Raw genomic sequence first — 24,179 nt, 5'->3', positions numbered from 1 at the left:
CTATCATGTATATACCATACAAGGAAGCATAGAGGAGGTCCTTCAATGTTTGAAACTCACCATTCGCTCCCCTGGAACGCAGTCACGCTTCAGCCGGGACCACTCAAGAAAAGGGCAGAGCTTAATCGCGCCTATATGCTCAGCCTCAAGAGTACTAATCTGTTGCAGAACCATTATGGTGAAGCCGGGCTCTGGAACCCACCCCAGCAGCCAACAGATTGCCACAGGGGATGGGAATCGCCAACCTGCCAATTGCGCGGGCATTTCCTCGGACACTGGCTCTCGGCTGCGGCACGCCTGGTCGCATCGACGGGCGATACCGAGATCAAAGGTAAGGCTGACTTTATCGTGGCTGAGTTGGCGCGCTGTCAGCAAGAAATGGAAGGCGAGTGGATCGGCTCTATTCCAGAAAAGTATCTCGACTGGATTGCGCGTGGCAAGCGTGTCTGGGCACCTCATTATACTCTGCACAAGACCTTGATGGGCCTGTACGATATGTACGAAATTGGTCAGAATGAGCAAGCACTTGACATCCTCATCCACTGGGCAGACTGGTTTCATCGCTGGACAGGGCAGTTCTCACGTGAGCAGATGGACGATATTCTCGACGTCGAAACCGGCGGTATGCTTGAAGTATGGGCAAACCTCTACGGTGTCACCAACAGACAGGAACACCTGGATCTCATACGGCGCTACGATCGCAGCCGCCTCTTTGATCGCCTGCTTGCCGGGGAAGATGTGCTGACATATATGCACGCGAATACCACTATCCCCGAAGTGCATGGCGCAGCGCGCGCCTGGGAGGTAACTGGCGAACAACGCTGGCGCGACATTGTTGAAGCATACTGGCGCCTCGCAGTTACGGATCGCGGCTATTTCTGCACTGGCGGTCAGACAAGCGACGAGGTGTGGTGTCCACCGCATCAACTTGGCGGACAACTCGGACCCGAAAACCAGGAACACTGCACCGTCTATAACTTGATGCGCTTGGCGAACTATCTCTTCCGCTGGACCGGCGATGTCGTCTATGCGGACTACTACGAGCGCAATTTCTATAATGGTATCCTCGCGCAGCAAAACGCGCAGACAGGCATGGTCGCGTACTACCTGCCTCTGGAGACGGGAGGAACCAAAGTATGGGGAACTCCGACGAATGATTTCTGGTGCTGTCACGGAACCCTTGTGCAGGCACAGGCAAGCCATACGCGCGACATCTATTTCACGAATGATGAAGGGCTGGTCGTCAGCCAGTACATCCCTTCCCGCTTGCAGTGGCATCACGATGGGTCCGAAGTTATCGTTACTCTGGAGAGCAAGGCCCACAACGTCTACGCGCTGAAGGCTCCACGTGAGCAGCCGCGCCAGACATCACATCCAGAGTATACGCTCAGCGTCAACTGCGAGCAGCCCACAGAGTATACACTTACGCTGCGCTTGCCCTGGTGGCTCGCGGACGAACCAATGATCACGATCAATGGCGAGCGCCAACGGGTTCCTCACACTCCATCCAGCTACTATCACATTCGCCGAACCTGGCATAACGATAAGCTTACCATCCTGCTTCCGAAAGCCTTGCAAATCGTCCCCCTGCCAGGCGCATCTGACATGATGGCCTTTATGGATGGACCCATAGTTTTAGCCGGACTATGCGATGACGCGCCTATGCTCTATGGAAGTAAAAATCATCCCGAAACGCTCCTGGCTCCTTGTCATGAACGCCAGTATGCCGCCTGGCAGCCTGACAGCTATGAGACGCGCAACCAGCCGCACACCACACGCTTCCTCCCCCTGTGCGACATTCGCGACGAGCGTTATACTGTCTACTTCCCTATTGCTGAACAGCCTTAAAGGAGATGCAGAAGGATCTTCCTTCTGCACCACCCCCGTTTAGGGGCTGCTCCATTATGCATAAATCAGCATAAACCATAACTCAATTGTACAAGCTTCCGCCTGGCTGTGCATCATATAATGTAGTACTCATTCTACAAAAAAGGAATGGCATAATGACCTGGTTTGCTACCACAAGGAATGGAGGGATTCTATCGCATGTTTGAAGCACGACGAAAGGCATTTATGGATCGCATGGGCGGGGGCGTGGCAATCCTCCGTAGCTGCCCACAATTTCGGCGCAGTGGCGATTCCCTGGAATTTACCTATCGCCAGGACAACAACTTCTACTATTTGACGGGCTTCGAGGAACCAGAAGCGATCTGTGTCCTGGCCCCGGAGCATCCAGAGCATCACTTTATCCTCTTTGTCGCGCCACGCGACCCCTTCGCTGAATCCTGGACGGGACGGCGCGCCGGTCCAGAGGGCGCGATGAGCCGGTATGGCGCTGATATTGCCTACCCACTTGAGCAGTTCGCGGAGAAACTACCTGAATATCTCAAAGGCTGTCAAACCCTCTACTATAGCAGCGGCAAGGCCCAATCCTTCGATGATCAATTGCTAGAACTGCTCGCGCGCCACCGCCGAGTCTTCATCCCACGTCAGATCGCCGATCCTCTATTTATTCTGAGCGAAATGCGCGTACGCAAATCGCCGGAGGAAATCGAGCTGATTCGTGAAGCCTCTCGCATTAGCGCCAAAGCGTATAGCGAGGTACTCAAAGCCCTCAAACCGGGGATGTACGAGTACGAGGTCCAGGCAATTCTGTCATATGTCTACCAACAGCACGGTTCGCCTCGCCACGGCTACGCGCCTATTGTGGGCTCCGGTGCCAACGCGACCATTATGCATTACGATAAGAACAATCGTCAGATGCAAGGTGGTGAACTGGTTCTTATTGACTCGGCCTGCGAATATCAATACTATAGCTCCGATATCACTCGCACCTTTCCCATCAACGGACGCTTCACACCTGCCCAACGCACGCTTTACGAACTGGTACTCAATGCACTTGAGACCGCGACGGCGATGGTCAAGCCAGGTATTACGCTTACCGATATCCATGACCAGACTGTTGAGGTCCTGACAACGGGGATGGTGGAGCATGGTATTCTCAAAGGCGATGTGAAGCAGCTTATCGCGGATAAAGCCTATCAGCCCTTCTATGGCTACTTCACGAGCCACTGGATGGGTCTTGATGTTCATGATCTCGGTCCATACAAGCGCCTGGGACAATGGGACGAAGATCCAAAGCTCGAACCTGGCATGGTCTTTACCATTGAGCCAGGGATCTATATCCCCGAAGGCGCCAAAGACGTGAACCCCGAGTTCTGGAACATCGGCATTCGCATCGAGGATGATATCCTTGTTACCGAGCAGGGCTACGAGAACCTCACCAGCGACGCACCCAAGACGTTCGCAGAAATTGAAGCCATCATCGCAAACAAATAGAGGGGTTTCCTATGAGCGAGTTACATTCTACAGTCTCCCAACAGGAGTCGGTTCCCTTTCGCGCAACTCATCCACACGTGCCTGTGGTCCTGGACACACTCTTTAGTATACGTAATGTCATCAGCGCGGTTATTGCGCCTGATGGGAAGCGCGCCGCGTTTGTGGTTCGAGAATGGGTGCCAGATCAACCCAGGCAGCGGGGACGTGTCTGGTGTGTAGACACAGCAGGCGGCGACCCCTATCCCCTAAGCACAGGTGCGCTTGATGATTCGACTCCCTCCTGGTCACCTGACAGCCAGCAGCTTGCCTTCATCTCTAAAAGTGGGCATGAGGACGAGGCCCTGCTCTGTATTGTTCCCGCACAAGGTGGAGAAAGCCGGACCATTTGCGCCATGCCTAACGGCATCAGTGAGGTCAACTGGTCGCCTGATGGTAGCCGTATCGCCTTCCTCTCACATGATGGTCCCAAGCCAGGCAATGATCCTATCATATTGCGCCCTGGTGAGGAGCGTTATCTCCGCCTCTGGACGGTGCGGCTTGCATATGGCACTCCCGAGTCTGTAACACCCAATGGCGTCTCTATCTGGCAATATGCCTGGTCACCTGATAGCAGCCAGTTCGCGGTCTATTTCGCCACTGGCCCCGAATACTCCGATTGGTACTGGGGGCAGGTCGGTATCGTCGCGGCTAGCGGCGGAGCAGTTCACCAGCTCAGCCAGCTTAACCGCCAGGCATGCTCCCTCGCCTGGTCGCTTGACGGCAATACTATCGCATATGTATCGGGCAACTGGAGTGATCCCGACCGCAACGGCGGTGACATCTATGCCATCTCGCTCACGAATGGTCAGACACGCAATCTCACACCGGAGCTTGATTGGAGTCCCACCTGGTGTAGCTGGCTCCCTGATGGGCGACACTTGATCTGCGCGGGCTTCGAAGACCTCTCCTGTCAGATAGGCTTGCTTGATAGCACAACTGGCAAGATGACTCCCCTGAGCAGCGATTTCGCCCTGGGAGACCGCCACTGGCCCCACCTGTCAATCACGCCAGACAGGCGCTATGTCGTCGCTACACACAGCGAGAAGCATCCCTACGATGTCTGGTTTGGCGAACTACACTATGAAGGCGCTAGTGTGAAGGATCTTACCTGGAAGCGCCTCACGCGCATGAACCCGCAGCAGGAAGAGACACTGACTCTGGCGAAGACTGAGCGCATTCGCTATGAGAGTGTCGATGGCTGGCACATTGACGCTCTCGTGACATGGCCGCTCCACCATGAAGGCAGCACTCTCCCACCCCTGATCCTACATGTCCATGGTGGTCCCTCAGGGGCGTGGCTGGACGACTATGACTACCATTCGCAATACCTGGCGGCGGCTGGCTTCGCCGTCCTGCGTCCAAATGTGCGCGGTAGTATGGGTCATGGAGTCGCCTTCGCTGACGCTGTACTGGGTGATATGGGTGGAAAGGATTTTCAGGATGCTCTGCGTGGCGTCGATTATCTCGTCGAGCGCAATCTGGTTGATGGAGAGCGCGTCGGTATTATGGGCTGGAGCTATGGCGGCTTCCTCTCCGCCTGGGCCGTCACCCAGACCAACCGTTTCAAAGCCGCGATCATGGGAGCTGGAATCAGTGACTTCCACAGCTATCATGCTCAGTCTAACGAACAGGGCTGGGATATGCGCTTCCTCGGGCAAAACGGCCATCCTATCGATCCGCTCACTCATCCCGAGGCCTATCGCGAGCGCTCGCCAATCACCTACGCACGTCGCGTAACCACACCAACAATGGTCGTTCACGGCGAGAAGGATCTCTGTGTACCCGTCAGCCAGGCTTACGGCTTCTATCGCGCACTGCAAGAGAATGGCGTTGACGCCGTGCTGGCGGTCTACCCACGTGAAGGGCATGGCTTCGGCGAATTGAAACACCAGCGCGACTACCAGCAACGTGTGCTTGCCTGGTTCAAACAACACTTGCTCAAACAGTCTTAGTGCTCCAACAACAAAGGCGCTAACCAGGCAAACATGGATGCCGACTCGACGCTAAAAATAGCGAGTCGGCATCATTTTTATGCTCAACATGCGTCTATTTGGTAGAGCCACTCGGTCAAGAGTTGCATACAAAAGGAAAAGCCAGTTTGTGCTGGTGTGCCAAACTGGCTTTTCCTTTCTAACAGCGAACGTTTAATACTGACTTGTATTGGCGCATGGGGTCGCCGTCGAGATATAGATGCTCGCCCAATCGTTGGGTGGAATTATGCTCTGCGCGTTATCCACAACACCAACAACACACGGTTTACGCACAAACACGCTACCTACCTGGACAGTCGGCAGCCATACCACATCGTTAACAAGCTGCTGCTCAGCCTGATTGTACAGCTTCATACGCTGCGCTTCATCCTGAGTGCTATCAGCCTGCTCCATTAACTTCTGTGCCTCTTGCTGCTGAGATGCGTTAGTGGAGTGATTCTGTCCGTAGTTAACTATGTTATTGGGTGAGCCCTTATCGAACTGCAATGTCAGCCAGTCCTGCGGATCAGGATAGTCGGCGACCCAGCCCAGGGCAAACATCTGCACACCATTGGGGTTATTCAGCGCAGCTGGAACATCGCTTAGCAGCTTTCCGTAGTCAATATCATTGAGTTTCACCGAAATACCCAGCACACTCTGCCACATCTGCTGGACGGCCTGGAACTCATTGCGCGCATCGGAGCTACCATTGGTCGCGACTGTGAAGGTCACCGATGGGAACGTCGAGGCGGTATAGCCCTCTTGCTTCATGCCCTCCTCAAGCAACTGTTTCGCAAGTTTCGGATCACCAGCGGGACTCTTGACACCAGCTGGCCCCGTGAGGTCCGCATCGAAGCCCGGCATCCCCTGTGGGACAATATGATTTGTCGCGATAACCTTGTCTTTATACGTATTATGCGCCAGCGTTTCTTTGTTGATAGCTAAAGCAAACGCCTGGCGAATCTTAATGTTGTCAAACGGTTTAACGAGATAGTTCATCCCATAATACGTAATCCACAACTGGGGAATGGAATGGAATTGCCTCTCGGGCAAGGCTTTCGCGGCATCTATATTCGCAGAGGGAACATTACTCTGGTCGACCTGCCCAGTCTGATAGGCTTTATAGATCGTATCCGCCTGTTTATAGAAAGGGATGGCGATCTTCTTCAACTGCGGCTTTGGACCATAGTAGTGCGGATTAGGGACAAACTCGATAGCCTTTCCATGCTCGTACTTGGAAACCATAAACGGACCAGCCCCGCCAATACCTTGGCTAAGATGGTCTACAAAGTTCAGGTCGCCATACTTCTCAATCATGCTCTTTTCAACCACATACGAGCACGAATATGTCAGTTCTTCCAGGAAATAAGATGCCTTTTTGGTCGTAATAATTACCACCGTATCAGGATCAGGCGTGAGGATACCATCACCAATGATGGTCTTCACTTTGCCCGCAGCCAGTTCTGGCGCGCCTTTAATCAGCCCCATATAGGTCAGAGCCACGGCAGACTTTACCCTGGGCTGGAGGGCGCGATCAATGCTATACGCGACATCGGCAGAGGTCAATGGAGTGCCATCGCTAAACTTGAGGTTGGGGCGCAGCTTAAAAGTCCAGGTGAGGCCATCAGACGAAACGGAGTGTGAGGCCGCAAGTTGATCGTGTATTTGCAACTTATTATCGAGCTGGACCAGACCAGTGAACACCAGATCGATAGCGGCAATAGAGCCTCCATCAGTCGAGAGCGCGGGGTCAATCGTCTTGAGATCACTACCACTGCTAGGCCAGATGAAGACTTGCTTACTATCGTCGGCCCTGGTCGTTGATATAGCCCCTTGCTGCGCGCTACCACAGCCTACGAGCAGGAGCGTGAGCAGACAGAAAAACGTTGGAAGAATGCCCTTCACAAATTTCGTGCCAGATCGCATAAATACATTCTCCTGTTCTTTGTGCTATAGAGAGAATGACATGTCGTAAGGTCGCCCTTGCGAGTACTTGTGCTTACAATCTGAGAAAGCAATCCAAACATGTCCAAAAACATGGAAAGCACTACAAATTACCCTTTAAGTAGCCCTCCTTTACAACCATCTCTGAGGTCTCTAGAAGCGATCCCAGACCCACAATGCCACGCATAACACTGGAGACGGTCAGGGCGATATCGCCCATAATCTCACTAAGCTCATCTAATAGGTCTGGATCTGAATACACCGCTTGTAGGCTTATTTTATCGTTTCAAAAACATGAATGTCTTGTGAAAATGAGTTGTTAATAATGCTGATTTCTGCATAACTTGTCATTAATACCATAACTTCGTCGAAATGTGCTTTTATGTGTCATGAGTCAAAGCTGGCGAAGATATGAATCTTACGCAACCTCGCTGATCACAGCGGTGGTATGCTGCTACATTCACGTTGATTGGTGCGGGAATATGGCAAGAGAACGTTTCGGCTCTGGCAATAGCACAACAGGAAGAGACGCAGAAGTGGATGGTGTATTCTATAGAGAAAAGCAGTGTGGAGGTTCGTGTGTGTCTTGCGGCATACACGAACCTCCACACTGCTTTCCAGATAACAAACACAGCGGGCATGAGAAGTAATATCAGAAGATGTTACGCAATCTTCGCGCAAAGCGTGTTGGTCGAGATCTGAGAACTCCCCGCGCTAAGGAAAGGGCTGAGTACAAACCATTTGTGCTAGAGCAGGCCCTTTGACTTGAGGAATTGCTGCGCAACGTCGTCGGGAGACTTATGTTGCACATCTACCTGGTAGTTTAACTGCAGCATGCTTGAGTCGGTAAGTGTGTTCTGTAGCGAGTTGAGGATAGAGGAGATCTCTGGATGCGCCTTTAGCGTACTCTCACGCACGATGGGGGCCGCGTAGTACGGCGGGAAGAAATGCTTATCATCCTCAAGGACAGTCATGCCATATCTAAGCAAATTTCCATCCGTCGAGTAGACATCGAGCACTTGAACCTGGTTATTTGCCGCTGCCTGGTATTTCAGACCGACATCAATCTGCTTCAATGATTGAAAGTGCAGTCCATACGTATTCGAGAGGCCAGGGTAGGCATCCGGTCGCGTGAAATAATCCGGTTCACCACCAAAGACAAGCTGCGATGCGATAGGGGCCAGGTCGGAGATCTTCTTCAAGTGGTACTTCTCAGCTATAGTCTTCGGGACAGCGACCGCGTAGGTATCGTTGAAGCCCATGGGGTTCAACCAATCGATGTGGTAGCGCGTTGGATACTCCTTCTTCACGGTCTGATATGCTTCATCAGGGTTGTGCGTGACTGGCATCTTCAAGATATCTACCAGACCGGTACCGGTATAATCGACGTATGTGTCGAGCTGTCCGCTTTGCAGAGCATTCCAGAGTACCGCGGTCGAGCCAAGATTGGCCTTGTTCTCAACATTTACCCCTTTGAGCTTTGCCTTCAAGAGATAGTACTCCATATCGCCAACTATGATATTCTCGGAAAAGTTTTTGGAGCCGACAACAATGGTTCCGCTATCCTTGGGGCCGCTAATAGCGCTTCCAGGCCCAAAGCCACAAGCGCTCAGCAGGACACTGAACACAACGAGTATCATGCACGACAAAGATATCTTTTTCATACCACTCCTATTCCTTTGGTAATTAGTATGCTGATAAATGATATGCTACCGCTGCGATGTGGTCTTTGACAACCTGCGCTCCACTAGTGACAATCCCACCTCTAGCAGGACCGCGAGCAAGGCAGCTGGAATAGCGCCCGTTACAATGGCAGGCATATCGATGGTCTGCAATCCACGATAGATCACGACCCCCAGCCCTCCCGAGCCAATGAATACACCTATAGTCGCAATACCAATCGCGGTAACAAGCGCGACCCGCAATCCAGCCAGGATAACAGGAAACGCCAGGGGCAACTCAATCTGTCGAAAGATCTCGCCAGGCGTCATACCCATGCCTTTACCAATATCCAGATAGACCGGGTCGACCCCTACCAGACCCTCATAGGTGTTCTGAAGCACAGGCAAAATTGAGTAGAGCGCCAATCCTACAATTAAAGTCGTGTCCCCTAGACCAAACGCGAGCAGCAGAAAGGCCAGCAGCGCGATACCGGGGATGGTCTGAATAACCTCGGCCAGGCCTATGAATACGCTCGCGCAGCGTGGCCGTCGTCGCACCCAGGTCGCCAGTAAGAAACCAACCAGGCCACCAGCTAGCGTGCCGAGAAACGATAGATAGAGATGTTGAAATGTTAGTTGAGCCATATATGGCAAGCTTAAATCCATCTCACCCGTACCTCCTTCCTGATACCACGTGGTGTTACCAGACGACGGACAAGCCCGAACACAAACCCAATCAGCAATGCCAACATCGCAGTCGGAATGGCCCCGGCCATCAGCAAGTTAGCATCGTAGCTATCGAGACCTGCGAAAATCAGGTCGCCCAGTCCGCCCGCACCGATGAGCGACGCGAGCGTGGCCCAACTCACCAGGTATACCGCCGCGAGGCGAATACCTGTGACAATGATGGGCGCGGCCAGGGGCAACTCGACTAGATAAAGGATCTCCCAGTTGGTCATGCCCTGTCCCCGCGCCGCGTCGATGAGCGTGGCATCAACTGCATGCACCCCAACATAGGTGTTACGCAAGATGGGTAACAGTGAGTAGAGGAAGAGTACAACCAGGGCCGGTTGCATGCCAATGCCAAGGTACGGCAGGGCAAGCGCGAAGAATGCCAGGCTCGGAATCGTCTGGAGGACTGATACCACGGCGATAACCGGCCCTGACCAGCGCGGAAAGCGCGTCAGGAGTATCCCCAGCGGGACAGCGAACAGGATACCAAGTCCAAGTGAGACACCTGTCAGAAATAAATGAGGCCCGATACCCTCCAGGATGCGGTTCCCATACATGCTCCAAAAGTCACTCTGGTTCATACGCTAACCCTCCCAACGCCACTTGAGAGCGCTTTAATGGCCGATCGATGCGAGATAATCCCCACCAGGTGCCGCTCTTCATCAACCACGGGCAATGCCTCGGCCTCCCCCTCGATCAACCGCTTCAGGGCGATATCGGGTGTATCTGTCTCCTTTATGGAGGCAGCCTCCTGCCAGATAATGCTCTTCCACTGCTCCAGGTCTTCTGGTACCTGGCACGTTGCTCCTTTAAGCACGCCCTGGTCATCGATCAAAAAACACCAGGGGAAGCTACCCATTTGCACAACGCGCTCACCAGATGGAAGCTCTTTAAGGATACGTGACTCTCCTGTTTGTATCAGTTGCCTCACCTCGTCTACAGGCGATTGAGGAAGGGAGAGGAAGCGCCCCAGGAATTTGGCAACGAACTCATCTTGCGGTGCGTGAAGTAGCTCTGTAGGCGTGCCTACCTGGAGTAGCTGACCATCGCGCAAGATAGCGACGCGGTCGCCCAGGCGCATAGCTTCATCGATATCGTGGGTGACAAAGATAATTGTTTTATGCAATTTAGCCTGCAATCGTTTGAGTTCGGTTTGGAGCACCTCGCGACTGATGGGGTCAAGCGCGCCAAATGGTTCGTCCATCAGGATAACCGGAGGATCGGTCGCAAGGGCGCGCAAGACGCCCACGCGCTGCTGCTGACCGCCAGAGAGCTGGCGAGGGTAACGATGAGCAAAGGCCCTATAATCCATGCCCACCAACTCCAGCAACTCGCGGACCCGCTCCTGGCGCCGCTTCTTATCCCACCTGAGCAGCCGAGGCACAAGCTCGATATTCTGCTCAACCGTCATATGTGGTAACAGGCCAGTTTGTTGGATGGTGTACCCAATGCCCCGCCGCAACTGAATAGGATTATAGCTGCGCACATCGTGCCCATCGACATAAATAGTTCCGCTTGTCGGTTCTTCTAGACGATTGATCATGCGGAGTGTCGTCGTCTTACCACAACCTGAAGGGCCAATCAGTACCAACAACTCTCCACTCTGCACTTCAAGCGAGAGTCCCTGCACAGCTGGCCGACCATTCTGGTACATCTTCGTAACGTTCTCAAACTTTACTCCCACAGTAAACATCCTCCTCCTTGGGACTATCTAAGGATACTGAACCTCAAATTGTTCAAGATCCTCACGTAGCGTAACACCTAGCCCTGGCTGCTCCGAAAGTACCAGATCACCATCCTTCGATACAAGAACCGGGTCCGCCAGAATGAAATCTCTACGCTCAGGGGTCCAGCCAGGGGGGTCAAAAGGATACTCAAGGAAGGGACAGATTCCCGTCGCGGCCGCTAAATGCAGGTTCGCCATGAGCCCAAGGCCGTTCCCCCACGTATGCGGGCAGAAACGCAGCCCATGCTGCTCGCAGAGATGCGCAACCTTTAACCCGAGGCTAAAACCGCCGCAGACGACAATGTCGGGTTGTAAGACATCGGCACTGCCCTGAGATACAAACTCGCGGAAATCCGCAGGGCTGCGATTCAACTCGCCAACGGCGATGCGCAGCGAGGTCGCACGCCGTAGCTCGGCCAGGCCCGCGAAATTCGCGTGTTCAAGTGGCTCCTCTAGCCAGTAGACCCCATAGTGCTCCAACTCGCGCGCCACCTGTAACGCTCGCTTGACATCCCACGGTCGGCGCGTATCGCCGGGCATACGCCAACCCTGATTGGCATCAACCATGATCTCCATTGTCTCTCCCACCTCCTCACGAACAGCGGCTACAACAGCCAGGTCACGCCGAACCTCCTCGTGTCGCATACGAATCTTTACCGCGCGGAACCCCTGTTCCCGAAACCTGAGCACCTCTTCCTTTCGCTGGACAGGATCGTGCAACTCGCCCGTTGAGCAATAAGCGGGAACACGATGAGAATGCCCACCCCAAAGGCGAAACAACGGAAGGTTTGCGGCCTTGCCCAGGACATCCCAGATGGCAATCTCCAGCGGCCAGTAGCGAGCATAGTGAAACGCAAGCGTGGCGAGAACGTCACTATGTCGTTCGGTCTGGCTAACATCCTGTCCAACAAACAGGTGCTTAAACTGCTCAAAGCCATACATCGAGTCACCCGATCCATAACCCACAATGCCGGCGTCGGTATGTACCTCGACCAGTGTCGCTGAGAAGCGTGTCCGTACTTGATGATCCCAAGAGGCTCGAAAGGGTGGTTCCAGGGGAAGTGCAAAGTGGCGGACATGAATATCCGTGATACAAATTGTCATCTTTATCCTCTGGAATTTTAAATAGATGAGTTCTTCTTCTAGAAGAACTTATAGATGAGTTTTTATCTAATCTGTTCAATAACAGTATAAATACATATCACGCTGCTGTCAATGGCTATACAGAGCGCTGCGCAGCGAGAGGCGCATAATCCAGGGGGGCCGCCACTTATATTTAGCCAACATAAATAGGTGATTAAACTATAAAAGCATCCAAGTTGACAGTGATTGCGTTGGATGAGCAGCGCATGATTGGTCAATGCACATCCTTATAGTTGCAAAGAAGGAAGCGCGATGACCTCTGGGGACAGAGAAGTGAATGAAAATGGGCTACAATAGGAGCGAGATCGGTGGGCAAAGGTCGAGAGTCACTGGTGTATCAAACCCGATGGGTAAGCTGACCTGGGTGTCTCCAGAAGAGAAGTGTGTTGCCGTGTTGGTCTGTTTTTTCGGTCCACGTAACACTAAGCTATGTGATCTCGATGTTGCCTTTCCCACCATACGTGTCCCACCAGGCGCTAGCATGGGTGGTCAGCACCCTATTAAGCGCCTGGATATTTTGAGCGCCATGCTCCGCTAACCAGTACTCCAACGCTTTCACACCTTCTCGCGCATACACCTGAATACCCTGCTGCCAGGTAGCTCGCCCACACAGCACACCCGCAAACTTCGCCCCTGCTTCGGCGGCCAATTCCAGCATTTCGCAGAACACCTCGTTATTGATACCCGCGCTCAAGTAGATGAATGGCAGTTTCGTTGCATCGGCGGTCTTCCGTAAGTGCATTAACGCTTCCTGGCGTGTGTAGGCTGCCTGACCACCAGCAAAGGCGCGCGTTTGCGCCACAAAGAGAGGGTTAATTGGCAATTCGACCTTGAGCACGTCCACACCATAGCGAGGCTGTGAAAACTCCTCCATGGTACGCGCAACATAGAGGGGCTTCTTCTTCGCGAACTCCAGCCCCTTCTCGTCCCCTATTGCGTTATCGTATACTAGCGGCTCAAGAAAAAAGGGTATATCTAGCGCGATGCATTCGGCACCGATGCGCTCAACATAGGCCTGCTTGATGACATTGACCCGCTCTTTGTCGAATGGGTTGTAGTAGAGGAGAATTTTGATAGCCCTGGCTCCGGCCTCGGCGAGACGACGCACGCTCCACTCTGGCAGGAGATCAGGCAGCCGATCTCCTGTACCGTTATCGTAGCTCGACTTTTCATAGGCCAGCATGATAGCCTTATCAGACACAATGTGTGCGCTCATTCCCAGTGCAAAAACACTTGATGCATTCTTTTTTTCGCTGTTATACCCTTTCTGCGGCTGTCGGCTGGGGGGAACGAGCGGCTGCTGGGCTTGCGAGTCTTGCTCTCGCTTCGTCTGAGGATCATGCATCAGGCTATACTCTGGATCTAAGAGGAGAGCGCTGGCATATGGGGATAAAACCTTGGCTACCGCTCCTTTGAAGGCTTGCATATCATGTGCCGTTGCCTCCGCTCCGCGCGCTGTCGCAATGGCTTGCAAGAGATTCTGGCGGTGGTCAACTGCCAGCGCGGCAATACAGCCGTACTCATTAGCGCAGGCGTTGAGTCCCTCAAATTTACCTTTGCTTATTCTCAATGTCATTGCGCATCCCCCCTATCTCATTTCATCAATAGAAATGGGTCGTCGTTCATCCAGCGAGCGGCGTGCTGCCAGAGCCAGGACCACCGGGGCGCGCCCATCTTGCTCGTTGACAGGCACAGGCCTATCGTGCAATACAGAATCTACAAAGGCCGTCATCTCCAACAAGAAACTCTCGTTATAGCGTTCGAGGAAGAAATGTAACGGAAGGTCGCGCCGAATGCTCTGCCCATCGCTGATAATGGCCGTATTGGCATACTTATTATCAATACTAATTGCACCACTACTTCCCAGCAACTCTACACGCTGGTCATAGCCGTAGGAAGCGTAGCGGCTATTATTAATTGTGGCAATAGCACCATTCGCAAAACGCAACATGACCACTGCCGTATCCACATCGCCAACCTCTCCAAGCGCAGGATCATGCATGACACCCGCCATGGTGAAAACTTCCTCAACCTCGCTATCAATCAGGAAGCGAGCCATGTCAAAATCGTGGATCATCATGTCAAGAAAGAGACCACCTGAGACAAGAATATAGGCCAATGGGGGCGGCCCTGGATCGCGGCTGGTAATGTTGAGGATCTGAGGGCGACCGATTTCCAGACGCTCCAGGGCCTGGCGCACCCGACGATAGTTCGCGTCAAAGCGTCGATTAAAGCCAATCTGGAATTTCACTCCGGCAGACGCTACCACCGCGACAGCCTGATCTATTGAGGGAAGATCAAGGGCGATAGGCTTCTCACAAAAAATATGTTTGCCAGCCTGCGCCGCCTCTTGAATCACACGAGCGTGCGTATCCGTTGGTGAGCAGATCACTACGGCTTGAATATCTGGATTTTCCAGTATCGCCTGGTAATTCTGTGTGGCATAGGGTATCGCAAAGCGCTGGGCGCATTCCCTGGCGGCCTCCTCGTTCACGTCGGCAACCATGAGCAGGCTGGCCGCTGGAATATGCCCGGCCAAATGTTGAGCATGTAATAAACCGATACGCCCGGCGCCGATCAGACCGACTCTCAAGATGTCTACTGACATAAGGCTCCTCTTCTTCTATTACAGCCCGATTGCCTTCAGATAGGCTCGATTGCGCTGAGCACTCTCTTTAGGACTACCCATACCAGGCAGAACGTCCTGCTCGACGACAATCCAGCCATCATAGCCGCGTCCGTGTAGCCAGTCGCGCACCACCTCAAACGGGACGCTGCCCTGCCCCAGTTCGCAAAACACCCCATTGCGCACTGCCGTGAAATAATCCCAAGCTTCGGAACGTGCTTGCCGGGCAACCAGAGGATGACAATCTTTAAAGTGGATGTGCTGAATACGCTTCCCAAAGCGCTCAAGCCCTTCTAATACCCTCTGACCATCGATGTCCCCTGAACCATAGAGGTAATGCCCGGTATCAAATACTAACCCTAAGAGTTCGGGATCAGTCATATCCAACAAGCGCTCAATCTCCTGCGGTGTCTCGACGTAGCCAGCACAATGATGGTGGAAGGCCGTTGGCAGGCCAGTCTCCTCCCGTACCCTGCGCGCAATGCGTTCAGCTCCACGGGCGAAGGTGGTCCATTGTGCCGCGCTCAGCCCCATCTCGTTCGTGACATGCCCAGCATTGCGAGTACGCTCCGGCTCTGTTCCATTGGCATCAGCGAGAATAAGGAAGGGCGACTGATCGCTCTCCTCAGCCACGGCGGACAGCAGGCGGGCAACCTTGAGCGCCTCGGCTTCCCCAACGGCATGCATACTCGCATCTTTCAGCGCCACCGGTACGAACGCACCCACCATACTCAGGTTGCGTTGCTTCAACTCTAATTGCAATTGTGCGGGAACAGTGGGCATAAAGCCCCAATCGCCAAGTTCGGTCCCAACGTAGCCTGTATCACACAGTTCATCAAGCATTCGCCCGTAGGTGATACCTTGGCCCTTCACATCGTCAAATTCGAGTGCTCCCCACGAACAGGGGGCGTTAGCAATACGCATCTTCGTCCCTCTCACGTTTCTAGAACTCTAGAACTTGCGTGACCACTCGCGAGGCCAGCGCTCAACCACGACCTTCTTCTCGGTATAGAACTCAATGGCATCGCGCCCCTGAGCGTGCATATCGCCGAAAAAGCTATCCTTCCAACCCGTGAAGGGGAAGAAAGCCATTGGGGCCGCTACGCCCACATTGATACCGATATTGCCCACACGCGCCTCATAGCGGAACTTACGGGCCGCGGCGCCGCTACTCGTAAACAGGCAGGCCATGTTTCCAAACGGAGAGGCATTGATCAGCTCGATGGCGGCATCGATATCCTGAACATGTATCAGGCTGAGGACTGGCCCAAATATCTCGGTACGCGCAAGCTCACTTTGCGGCGCGAGATTATCAAGTAGTGTCGGGCGCACGAAATACCCGCGCTCATAGCCTTTGACCTGTGCATTGCGCCCATCGACAAGCAGTTCCGCGCCCTCCCCAGCGCCCTTCGCGATAAGCGACTCGATACGTTGCTTGCTCTCAGGCGTAATGACTGGTCCCATCTCAATCTCTGAGTCCAGGCCAGATCCTACTTTGCGTTGCGCTGCCGCGTCAACCAGGCGCTCGCGAAACTCTCTGCGAGCTTCGCCTACCGTAATCGCGACCGAGGTAGCCAGGCAACGTTGCCCGGCACAGCCAAACGATGAGTCGGCAACGATACGTGTCGTCATCTCCATATCGGCATCGGGAAGCACAATAACGGTGTTCTTCGCGCCTCCCTGGCATTGAGCGCGTTTTCCATTGGCTGCCGCCCGGCTATAGACATACTTTGCCACAGGCGAGGAACCCACAAACGAAATAGCACGTACCAACGAATGATCGAGAAGCGCGTCAACGGCCTCTTTGCCGCCATTGACCAGGCTCACGACCCCCGTCGGCAGGCCAAGTTGGTCAATCAGTTCGAAGACGCGCGCCATCGTCAGCGGCACTTTCTCCGATGGTTTGAGGATAAAGCAGTTACCGCAGGCGATAGCATAGGGTAGGAACCAGAGCGGGATCATGCCGGGAAAATTGAAAGGCGTTATGGCGGCGACTACCCCGACTGGCTGGCGAAACATATGTTCATCGATGCCAGAGGCGATATCCTCAAGGTTATAGCCCATCATCAAAGAGGGAATACCTGTCGCGACCTCAACATTCTCAATGCCGCGCAAGAGTTCACCCTGAGCTTCCGCCAGCGTTTTACCACACTCCTGCGTGGTCAGGTGAGCAATCTCTTCGGAATGCTCTTCCAGAAGCCGCTTGAGCTTAAAGAGGTATTGGATACGTTCGGTTGGCGGCGTGCGTCGCCAGCCGTCAAAAGCGGCCTGGGCAGCCTGTACGGCTGTATCTACCTCGCTAGCAGGTGAAAGGGGCACATGTGCCAGGACCTCATCTGTTGCAGGATTGCGTACTGGGAGATATTCAGCGGCTCGCGAGTGTGTCCACTGGCCACCAATATAGTTCATGAGTTGCCGATACTGTGTCATACTTGTCCTCCATCCCGAGTAGGGTGCTGATGATGTAGGGTTTCAAGCCCCGCCTCAAATTCTTGCGCGGCCTCGGCTAGTTTTTCGCCAGCGCTGGCGTCGGTGCGCGCGAACTCGGCCAGTTCGTGATGTCATAGGAAGTAGCGCTCCTGTTGGCGCTTTTCCTCCCACTGGGCGCGGGCTACTTCTACTTGCGGCTTTGTACTGACTTCCGCAACTGGTACATCCCACCAACTTTCGTAGCCTGGGACTTCTTGATAGCGATCATTCTGCACGTAGATAACTGTTGTACGCTCAACTGCTTTGGCGGCTTCAAGCGCGGCGACAAAATCCGCGTGACTTTTGCACTCAATGACATGTGCTCCAAGGCTACGCGCATTCGTTGCCAGATCAACAGGCAGAGTACGAACCTCTGTGTCCTGCGCGTCTCCGGGCAAGACACCATTCTCCGGATAGGCATAGCGTGTACCGAAGCCTTCCTGGCCCAATGACCGGCTGAGGCTACCAATACTCTTGAAACCATGATTATCCAGTAACACAATGATCAATTTATAGTTTTCCTGAATGGAGGTAACAATCTCACTGTTCATCATGAGATATGAACCATCCCCTACCATCACGTACACATCGCGCTCGGGCGCGGCCATCTTAATGCCGAGGCCACCTGCGATCTCGTAGCCCATACAGCTATACCCATATTCGAGATGGTAATTCTTGGGATGACGCGTTCGCCAGAGCTTATGCAGGTCGCCGGGTAGACTACCCGCGGCGCAGACCATAATAGCGTCAGGTAAACTCAGTTCGTTGACTGCACCAATAAGTTCACCTTGAGATGGTAACGGCTCATTACGCAGTTCATAAATCCGCTTAACTTCACGATCCCAGGCACTATGAAGTCGCTCGGCCTGCTCCCGATAGTCATCCGCAACCGAATAGCCTCCCAGAAGTGCCTGAAGCTCTTCTAGCGTCGCTTGCGCATCCCCAACCAGGGGGCAAGCCCGGTGCTTGAAGGCATCGAATTCCGCGCAATTGATATTGATAAAGCGTACATTGGGATGCTGGAAAGCCGTCTTCGAGGCAGTAGTAAAGTCGCTGTAGCGCGTGCCGATGCCAATCACCAGGTCAGCTTCACGCGCAAGGCGGTTGGCGGCGAAGGTGCCGGTAACGCCTATCGCGCCAAGATTAAGCGGGTGATCATGGCGCAGGGCGCCCTTGCCAGCCATCGTTTCGCCGACGGGAATTCCCGAACTCTCGACGAAATCGCCCAGCAGTTCCGTCGCCCCCGCGTAAATCACTCCTCCTCCAGCGATAATCAGAGGCCGTTCACTGGCGCGAATCCAGGCGGCGGCTTGCTCTAATGCGCGGCGATCTGGCCGATTGCGCGCTATGTGCCATGTGCGGCGCTCGAAGAACTCCGAAGGGTATGCATATGCCTCGGTCTGCACATCTTGTGGGAGGGCCAGCGTTACCGCGCCGGTCTCTATGGGGCTGGTTAATACGCGCAGGGCCTCGGGCAGTGCCGTCAGGAGTTGCTCGGGGCGACTGATGCGATCCCAGTAACGGCTCACTGGCTTAAAGCAATCGTTGACTGATATGTCCTGTGAATGCTCAAACTCGAGTTGCTGGAGAACGGGCGCGACATTGCGGCGCGCGAAGATATCGCCGGGCAAGAGCAGCACTGGCAAGCGATTGATCGTGGCTGTGGCCGCTCCCGTGAGCATATTGGTGGCGCCCGGGCCAATCGATGACGTGCAGGTAAACGCTTGCAGCCGATTCTTCGTTTTGGCATACGCCACAGCGGCGTGTACCATCGCCTGCTCGTTACGCGATTGGTAGTAACGAAAATCGGGCATTTGTTGCAACGCCTGACCGATACCGCCGACATTTCCATGGCCGAAAATGCCGAAGCATCCAGCGAAAAAGGGGCTTTCCACACCATCGCGCTTGACGTACTGATTCTTGAGAAAGGCGATCAGAGCCTGGGCCATTGTCATCGTCGTCAACTTACTCATAACATCCTTCCCGTGAGCACTAGAATCCGCCGTGGTCCTGAATAAAAGCCATCACCTCATCGTAAGTAGGCATAAAGTTCGCGCAACCATGCCGGGTCACCAGAATAGCTCCGCAGGCATTTGCCAGGCGCACCGTCTTATACCAATCCCACCCATTGACCAGGCCATACAGCACACCAGAGGCAAAGGCATCGCCCGCACCCAGGATATTCTGTACCTCCACCGGAAAACCTGGCACTGATAGTGGCACGGCGAGGCGATCACTGGAGGTAGAGTGAACGAGAGAACTTTCAGCCCCCCGTTTCTGGATGACCCATTGTGGCCCCAGCGCCAGCATGGCCTGGATAGCGGCCTGGCTATCACCGCTCACCCGTGCATCCGAAATCTGAGAATGGGTGAGCCGTATCTGACTCACATCGGTCAGCATGACCGCGTTGATTTCATCTTCAGTGCCTAAAACGACATCCACCAGGCGTAGCACCGAACGCAGCGTCACTCCAAAGGCGCGCTGGTCGTGCCACTGGTCAGGGCGAAAGTCGATATCCAACAGCACGGTTACTCCCGCCTGATGTGCGACCTCAGCCGCGAACAAGGTTGCGCTCCTGCTCGGCTCCTGGCTCAGGCCTGTGCCACTGATCAATAGCGCGCGGCTGTCGGCGATGGGGGTTGCCAGCACATCATCGATAGTCAAGGCGATATCGGCGCAATTTTCGCGATAGTAGGTCAGCGGAAAGCGGTCCGGCGGCTCAATGCCCAGTACAACCGCGCTAGAGCGTCTCTCTGGTTTACGCGGAATGAAACGCGTCTCGACCCCTTCGCGCATGAGAAAATGTAGAATAAAGTCGCCTACCTGGTCTTCTCCTACCGCCGTGAGCAATGCGACGTTCAATCCCAGGCGGCGCGTGCCCACGCTGATATTCGTTGGACAGCCGCCAACGTAAGCGGCGAAACTCGTAATACCCACAAACGGGGCACCGATATCATTCGAGTAGAGGTCAATCGACGAGCGCCCCATTGTCACGACATCGTATTTCTTGCCCGTATTCATGCCTTTCTCCTGCACTATAGCCTATGCTTGATCTCGTAGAGCGGTATACGTTCGTCAAGCCCTTTGTAGTTTTCCTTGACCCATACGTAGCGCGGATCTTCGCTATTCGCCAGAGATTGGGCGCTACCAGCCAGGGCATTGAGGTAGTACGTCGTGTAGCCGGGCGGGCTCGCAACGGGATGGTACCCTTCTGGCACCAGCACTGCGTCATTATCACGCGCCATCAAGAGGGTATCGATGGGAAAGCCAGCCCGGTGCAAGGGCGACTCAGGATCGGTATAGATACGTTGATAGGCATACCCTTCAGGGCGGCTCAGTTTATAAAAATACACCTCTTCGAGATCAGCCTCCACAACTTGACCGTATATGTCCGTCTTATGGATATCGTGCTTATGCGGAGGATAACTCGACCAGTTACCGCCGGGCGTATACACCTCTACCACGACGAGCCGCTGGCAGGAGAAGCCGGGCGGGATGATATTGTTAATCTGCCGCGTGGCATTATCACCGCCCCGAATCTCGGTAGCGATATCGTGTGGCGTGATCAGGCGTGGTGTGTAATCCTGGTCTGCAGGAGCAGAAATAACGGCATATTCGCACTCCGTTTCGGCTCGAACATTCAGTGTTGTCTGGCGCGGCAGGTAGAGCGCGTGTGGTAGACCTGTAAAAACACTCTCGCGTTCCCCAATATGGGACCATTGACCGCGATTCGATTCAACCTGAATACGACCTCCCAGGACTACCAATGCCAGTTCACGCTCACCTGTGGCAAACGTCCATGTGTCCCGCACAGACAGGTGATGCGCCTGAAAATGGAGGTAATCCCAACCCGCCATCTCCGCTGTTACCTCGACGATAACATTGGCAGCATGGGCATTACCGGGATGAACGACCAGGTTACTTGCATCATATTGCCGCATACATTACTTCCTTTCTCTTATACGCTTGTCTGCTTATATGTATTACAGGTCGACAGGCAAGCCAGTCTGGTAAGATTGCATGGCCGCGATACTAACGATACTGCTCTCGCAATGGCGCGGTGCTGCCACGTAACACAAGAGATGGAGGCAGGCTATGACTTTTGCCTGGATGATCACTCAATAGGTCTAACATTACCTGAGTCGCAAGACGTCCTAGTTCTACTCTGGGCTGGTGAATAGTAGTCAATGGCGGCGCCATGCAACTGGCGATCTGGATATCATCAAAGCCGACGATGCTCAGATCTTGTGGCACCGCGATCCCTTTTTCGTGACATGCTGTCAGCATGCCGATAGCGATCATATCGTTATAACAGAAAACAGCAGTAACACCTGCGTCGAGCAAATCGAGCAGGGCGTTCTGCCCCACACTTATATCTTCATCTTGCGAGGCTTCATCACATGGAGGCTGGATCACCCATGCTGCTTGCCTCTGTATCCCAGCCTGATCAAGTGCGTCTATGTATCCCTGAAGCCGTTGTTGATTTGAACCTGGGCGACTCCTACTACCCAGATAGCCTATAGCGCGATGTCCGAGTTGCAGCAGGTGGTTGACGGCAAGCTGCGCGCCCTGGTGATCATCTACTGCAATCCAGTGCAACTGACTGGCCTGTAACTCGCCCTGAGCATTGATCAAGACAGTGGGAATGCGGATATGGGGAATCCGGTGACTGTAATTGGTAGCAATACGCGATGATGCGACCAGGATACCATCGACGCGCCGACGTTGATAGGTTTCGATGATATCTGTAGCCTTATGAGGGTCATTATAAGAGGCACTGAGCAAAACACTAAAATGCGCGGCACGCGCCACTTCCTCAACGCCTTTGACAACATCGCCAAAGAAGGGATCAGCAATCGAGGTCACGACCAGGCCGATAGTGCTGGATTGCTGTGTTTGCAGGCTTTGCGCGATAGCATTGGGTGTATAACCCATTTCATCGGCCAGCTTCTGGATGCGCTTGCGTGTACCCGCACTGATGAGCGGATTCTGTCTGAGCGCACGCGAGACGGTCGTGTGTGAGACGCCAGCAACGCGAGCGATATCGGCAATAGAAACTTCTTGTCGGCGCAACGCTTGCCCCCCTTTACGAGAGATCCTCACAAGAAATCTTTATGCACACGTGTGCATAAAAGAAAAAATAAAAGCGCCTGCATTCGGAGTAATTTTTGCACGATGGGGAATATATTCACTGATATAAAGCATAAGAATTAAATTCCCCTTTGTCAAGTGCTCGCGCTAACCTGATATGACAGAGAAGAAGCCGCCGCCTTACCGCTGGGCTGCAAGCCCCAGCGGTGAGGTGGGTTTTTCGTGTGCTTGAGCCCTTGCTTCCTGTTTTGGCCGCGCGTTCGCCTTGCGGGAGGTACTCGAATCAGGGATGGGATTGTGCGGTGGGTTAATCTTTTGTGCGCGGATCGAAAGCATCGCGCAGTCCGTCCCCCAGAAATGAGAAGGCCAGCACAATGCCTGCCAGCACTCCCGAAGGAAGCAAGGCTTCCCAGGGGTGTGTACTCAACAGGGTCGCGCCATCTGAGATCATCAGACCTATGCTCGCACCGGGAGGCTGAACCCCTAACCCCAGCAGGCTAATACCAGCTTCGCTAATAATGGTATTGGATATATTCAAGGTCGAGACGATAATAACCATGCTGAACAGGTTGGGAATGATATGTCGCACGATAATGCCAAAGTCGCTCGAACCCGCTGTTTTGGCTGCCTCAATAAACTGTTGTTGCTTGATTTGCATGGTTTGCCCACGCACATAGCGCGCCATGAGGGGCCAGGAGGTGAGGGCCAGCGCCATCGAAACCAGGATCAGACGCGCGTTACCGTTTGGCCCCAGGATAGGGACGCTCGACAACGCGACGTCGGCCTGCGTCCCAAAAATGCCAGTCAGCAGGATGACGAAGAGGAGGCCGGGAAAGGCAAATATCAGGTCGGCAAAGCGGGCCAGGAGAAAATCAGTCCAGCCCCCATAGTAACCAGCAAGGACGCCCACGATGAGGCCCAGTAGCACATTGACGACCTCGACCAGCACGGCGACCAGGATTGATATCAACAAACCTTGCATGAGCCGGGCAAAGAGATCCTGCCCGATACGATCAGTTCCCAGCCAGTACTGCGCCGATGGCCCCTCATCGAGGCGATTAAGCTCCTGGTGCGAGAAGCTATGATAGACCGTAGAAGGAACTTTCCCGTTAATAGGGCTGTTGTAGTCGCCACCAACGTGCTGATAGATAGGAGGCCCTACGATGGCAAGCAGCACGAAGAAGACGATGATCCCCAGGCAGATCATGGCCCGTCTATCGCGGCGTAAGTGCCTGAGTGAATCCTGTAGAGGCGTAGGAGGCTTCTGAAGCGGTGGTAACGTGATCTTCTCCGGCGTACCTTCACCTTCAACCTCCAGCAGATCGACAGAAGGCGGAGCCACAGTTTCAACAGATGGTGTTTCTTCCAGGCGTTGTGCGACCTGTTCTTCACGCTCCTCGCTGGCTTCCCTATTGTCCCTGGTATCCATGTCCAATTTC

At 53.9% G+C, this 24,179-nt stretch carries 19 protein-coding genes; 3 read left to right on the top strand and 16 right to left on the bottom strand.

The genetic code is table 11. The features are described from left to right. Nucleotides 1–45 precede the first annotated feature (45 nt). From KRAC_RS30615 to KRAC_RS30605, 3 genes are all read left to right on the top strand, one after another. A complete protein-coding gene (locus KRAC_RS30615; protein ID WP_007914043.1) occupies nucleotides 46–1,848 on the top strand; it encodes a beta-L-arabinofuranosidase domain-containing protein in 1,803 nt (600 codons plus the stop codon). Between the two features lie 198 nt (nucleotides 1,849–2,046). Further along, nucleotides 2,047–3,339, top strand: a complete 1,293-nt coding sequence (locus KRAC_RS30610) for an aminopeptidase P N-terminal domain-containing protein (protein WP_007914041.1) — start codon at nucleotides 2,047–2,049, stop codon at nucleotides 3,337–3,339. 11 nt (nucleotides 3,340–3,350) lie between these two features. Beyond that, nucleotides 3,351–5,330 (top strand): S9 family peptidase, encoded by a 1,980-nt coding sequence (locus tag KRAC_RS30605; RefSeq protein ID WP_007914039.1) that lies wholly within the window; start codon nucleotides 3,351–3,353, stop codon nucleotides 5,328–5,330. A gap of 192 nt (nucleotides 5,331–5,522) precedes the next feature. On the opposite strand, the gene KRAC_RS30600 is transcribed toward KRAC_RS30605, so the two are convergent. The 16 genes from KRAC_RS30600 to KRAC_RS30530 all read right to left on the bottom strand — a co-directional run bounded on the left by KRAC_RS30600 (nucleotide 5,523) and on the right by KRAC_RS30530 (nucleotide 24,169). Next, nucleotides 5,523–7,274: a peptide ABC transporter substrate-binding protein gene (locus tag KRAC_RS30600; RefSeq protein ID WP_007914037.1), complete on the bottom strand. Its 1,752-nt coding sequence runs from the start codon at nucleotides 7,272–7,274 to the stop codon at nucleotides 5,523–5,525. Nucleotides 7,275–7,395: 121 nt separating this feature from the next. Further along, nucleotides 7,396–7,554, bottom strand: a complete 159-nt coding sequence (locus KRAC_RS71835) for a hypothetical protein (RefSeq protein ID WP_157507356.1) — start codon at nucleotides 7,552–7,554, stop codon at nucleotides 7,396–7,398. Between the two features lie 484 nt (nucleotides 7,555–8,038). Continuing rightward, nucleotides 8,039–8,932 (bottom strand): glycine betaine ABC transporter substrate-binding protein, encoded by an 894-nt coding sequence (locus tag KRAC_RS30595; RefSeq protein ID WP_211221352.1) that lies wholly within the window; start codon nucleotides 8,930–8,932, stop codon nucleotides 8,039–8,041. 69 nt (nucleotides 8,933–9,001) lie between these two features. Then, nucleotides 9,002–9,619: an ABC transporter permease gene (locus tag KRAC_RS30590; RefSeq protein ID WP_007914031.1), complete on the bottom strand. Its 618-nt coding sequence runs from the start codon at nucleotides 9,617–9,619 to the stop codon at nucleotides 9,002–9,004. After that, on the bottom strand, nucleotides 9,610–10,266 hold the full coding sequence (locus tag KRAC_RS30585) for an ABC transporter permease (RefSeq protein ID WP_007914030.1): 657 nt from the start codon (nucleotides 10,264–10,266) through the stop codon (nucleotides 9,610–9,612). The genes KRAC_RS30590 and KRAC_RS30585 overlap by 10 nt, the downstream gene beginning before the upstream one ends. Continuing rightward, complete coding sequence (locus KRAC_RS30580) at nucleotides 10,263–11,378, bottom strand: ABC transporter ATP-binding protein (protein ID WP_007914029.1); 1,116 nt, start codon at nucleotides 11,376–11,378, stop codon at nucleotides 10,263–10,265. Before KRAC_RS30580 ends, KRAC_RS30585 begins: the two co-directional genes overlap by 4 nt. Before the next feature lie 18 nt (nucleotides 11,379–11,396). Then, the gene (locus tag KRAC_RS30575; RefSeq protein ID WP_007914028.1) at nucleotides 11,397–12,515 is read right to left on the bottom strand and encodes a mandelate racemase/muconate lactonizing enzyme family protein; all 1,119 of its coding nucleotides are present in this window, start codon (nucleotides 12,513–12,515) and stop codon (nucleotides 11,397–11,399) included. Between the two features lie 466 nt (nucleotides 12,516–12,981). Continuing rightward, complete coding sequence (locus KRAC_RS30570; protein WP_007914025.1) at nucleotides 12,982–14,130, bottom strand: tagatose 1,6-diphosphate aldolase; 1,149 nt, start codon at nucleotides 14,128–14,130, stop codon at nucleotides 12,982–12,984. A gap of 12 nt (nucleotides 14,131–14,142) precedes the next feature. Next, nucleotides 14,143–15,162: an inositol 2-dehydrogenase gene (iolG, locus tag KRAC_RS30565; protein WP_007914023.1), complete on the bottom strand. Its 1,020-nt coding sequence runs from the start codon at nucleotides 15,160–15,162 to the stop codon at nucleotides 14,143–14,145. Between the two features lie 18 nt (nucleotides 15,163–15,180). Further along, nucleotides 15,181–16,104, bottom strand: coding sequence for a TIM barrel protein (locus KRAC_RS30560; RefSeq protein ID WP_007914021.1), 924 nt, complete (start codon nucleotides 16,102–16,104; stop codon nucleotides 15,181–15,183). Nucleotides 16,105–16,131: 27 nt separating this feature from the next. Next, the gene (locus KRAC_RS30555) at nucleotides 16,132–17,610 is read right to left on the bottom strand and encodes a CoA-acylating methylmalonate-semialdehyde dehydrogenase (RefSeq protein ID WP_007914019.1); all 1,479 of its coding nucleotides are present in this window, start codon (nucleotides 17,608–17,610) and stop codon (nucleotides 16,132–16,134) included. Nucleotides 17,611–17,741: 131 nt separating this feature from the next. After that, on the bottom strand, nucleotides 17,742–19,622 hold the full coding sequence (gene iolD, locus KRAC_RS30550; RefSeq protein ID WP_007914018.1) for a 3D-(3,5/4)-trihydroxycyclohexane-1,2-dione acylhydrolase (decyclizing): 1,881 nt from the start codon (nucleotides 19,620–19,622) through the stop codon (nucleotides 17,742–17,744). A gap of 19 nt (nucleotides 19,623–19,641) precedes the next feature. Beyond that, complete coding sequence (gene iolC / locus KRAC_RS30545) at nucleotides 19,642–20,670, bottom strand: 5-dehydro-2-deoxygluconokinase (RefSeq protein WP_007914017.1); 1,029 nt, start codon at nucleotides 20,668–20,670, stop codon at nucleotides 19,642–19,644. Nucleotides 20,671–20,684: 14 nt separating this feature from the next. Next, a complete protein-coding gene (gene iolB / locus KRAC_RS30540) occupies nucleotides 20,685–21,590 on the bottom strand; it encodes a 5-deoxy-glucuronate isomerase (RefSeq protein WP_007914016.1) in 906 nt (301 codons plus the stop codon). A gap of 91 nt (nucleotides 21,591–21,681) precedes the next feature. Beyond that, complete coding sequence (locus KRAC_RS30535; RefSeq protein ID WP_007914015.1) at nucleotides 21,682–22,722, bottom strand: LacI family DNA-binding transcriptional regulator; 1,041 nt, start codon at nucleotides 22,720–22,722, stop codon at nucleotides 21,682–21,684. Between the two features lie 325 nt (nucleotides 22,723–23,047). Further along, a complete protein-coding gene (locus KRAC_RS30530; protein ID WP_007914014.1) occupies nucleotides 23,048–24,169 on the bottom strand; it encodes an ABC transporter permease in 1,122 nt (373 codons plus the stop codon). Between the last annotated feature and the right edge of the window lie 10 nt (nucleotides 24,170–24,179).

The organism is Ktedonobacter racemifer DSM 44963 (assembly GCF_000178855.1).
Lineage (GTDB): Bacteria > Chloroflexota > Ktedonobacteria > Ktedonobacterales > Ktedonobacteraceae > Ktedonobacter > Ktedonobacter racemifer.
This window is presented reverse-complemented; position numbering and strand designations above follow the sequence as displayed.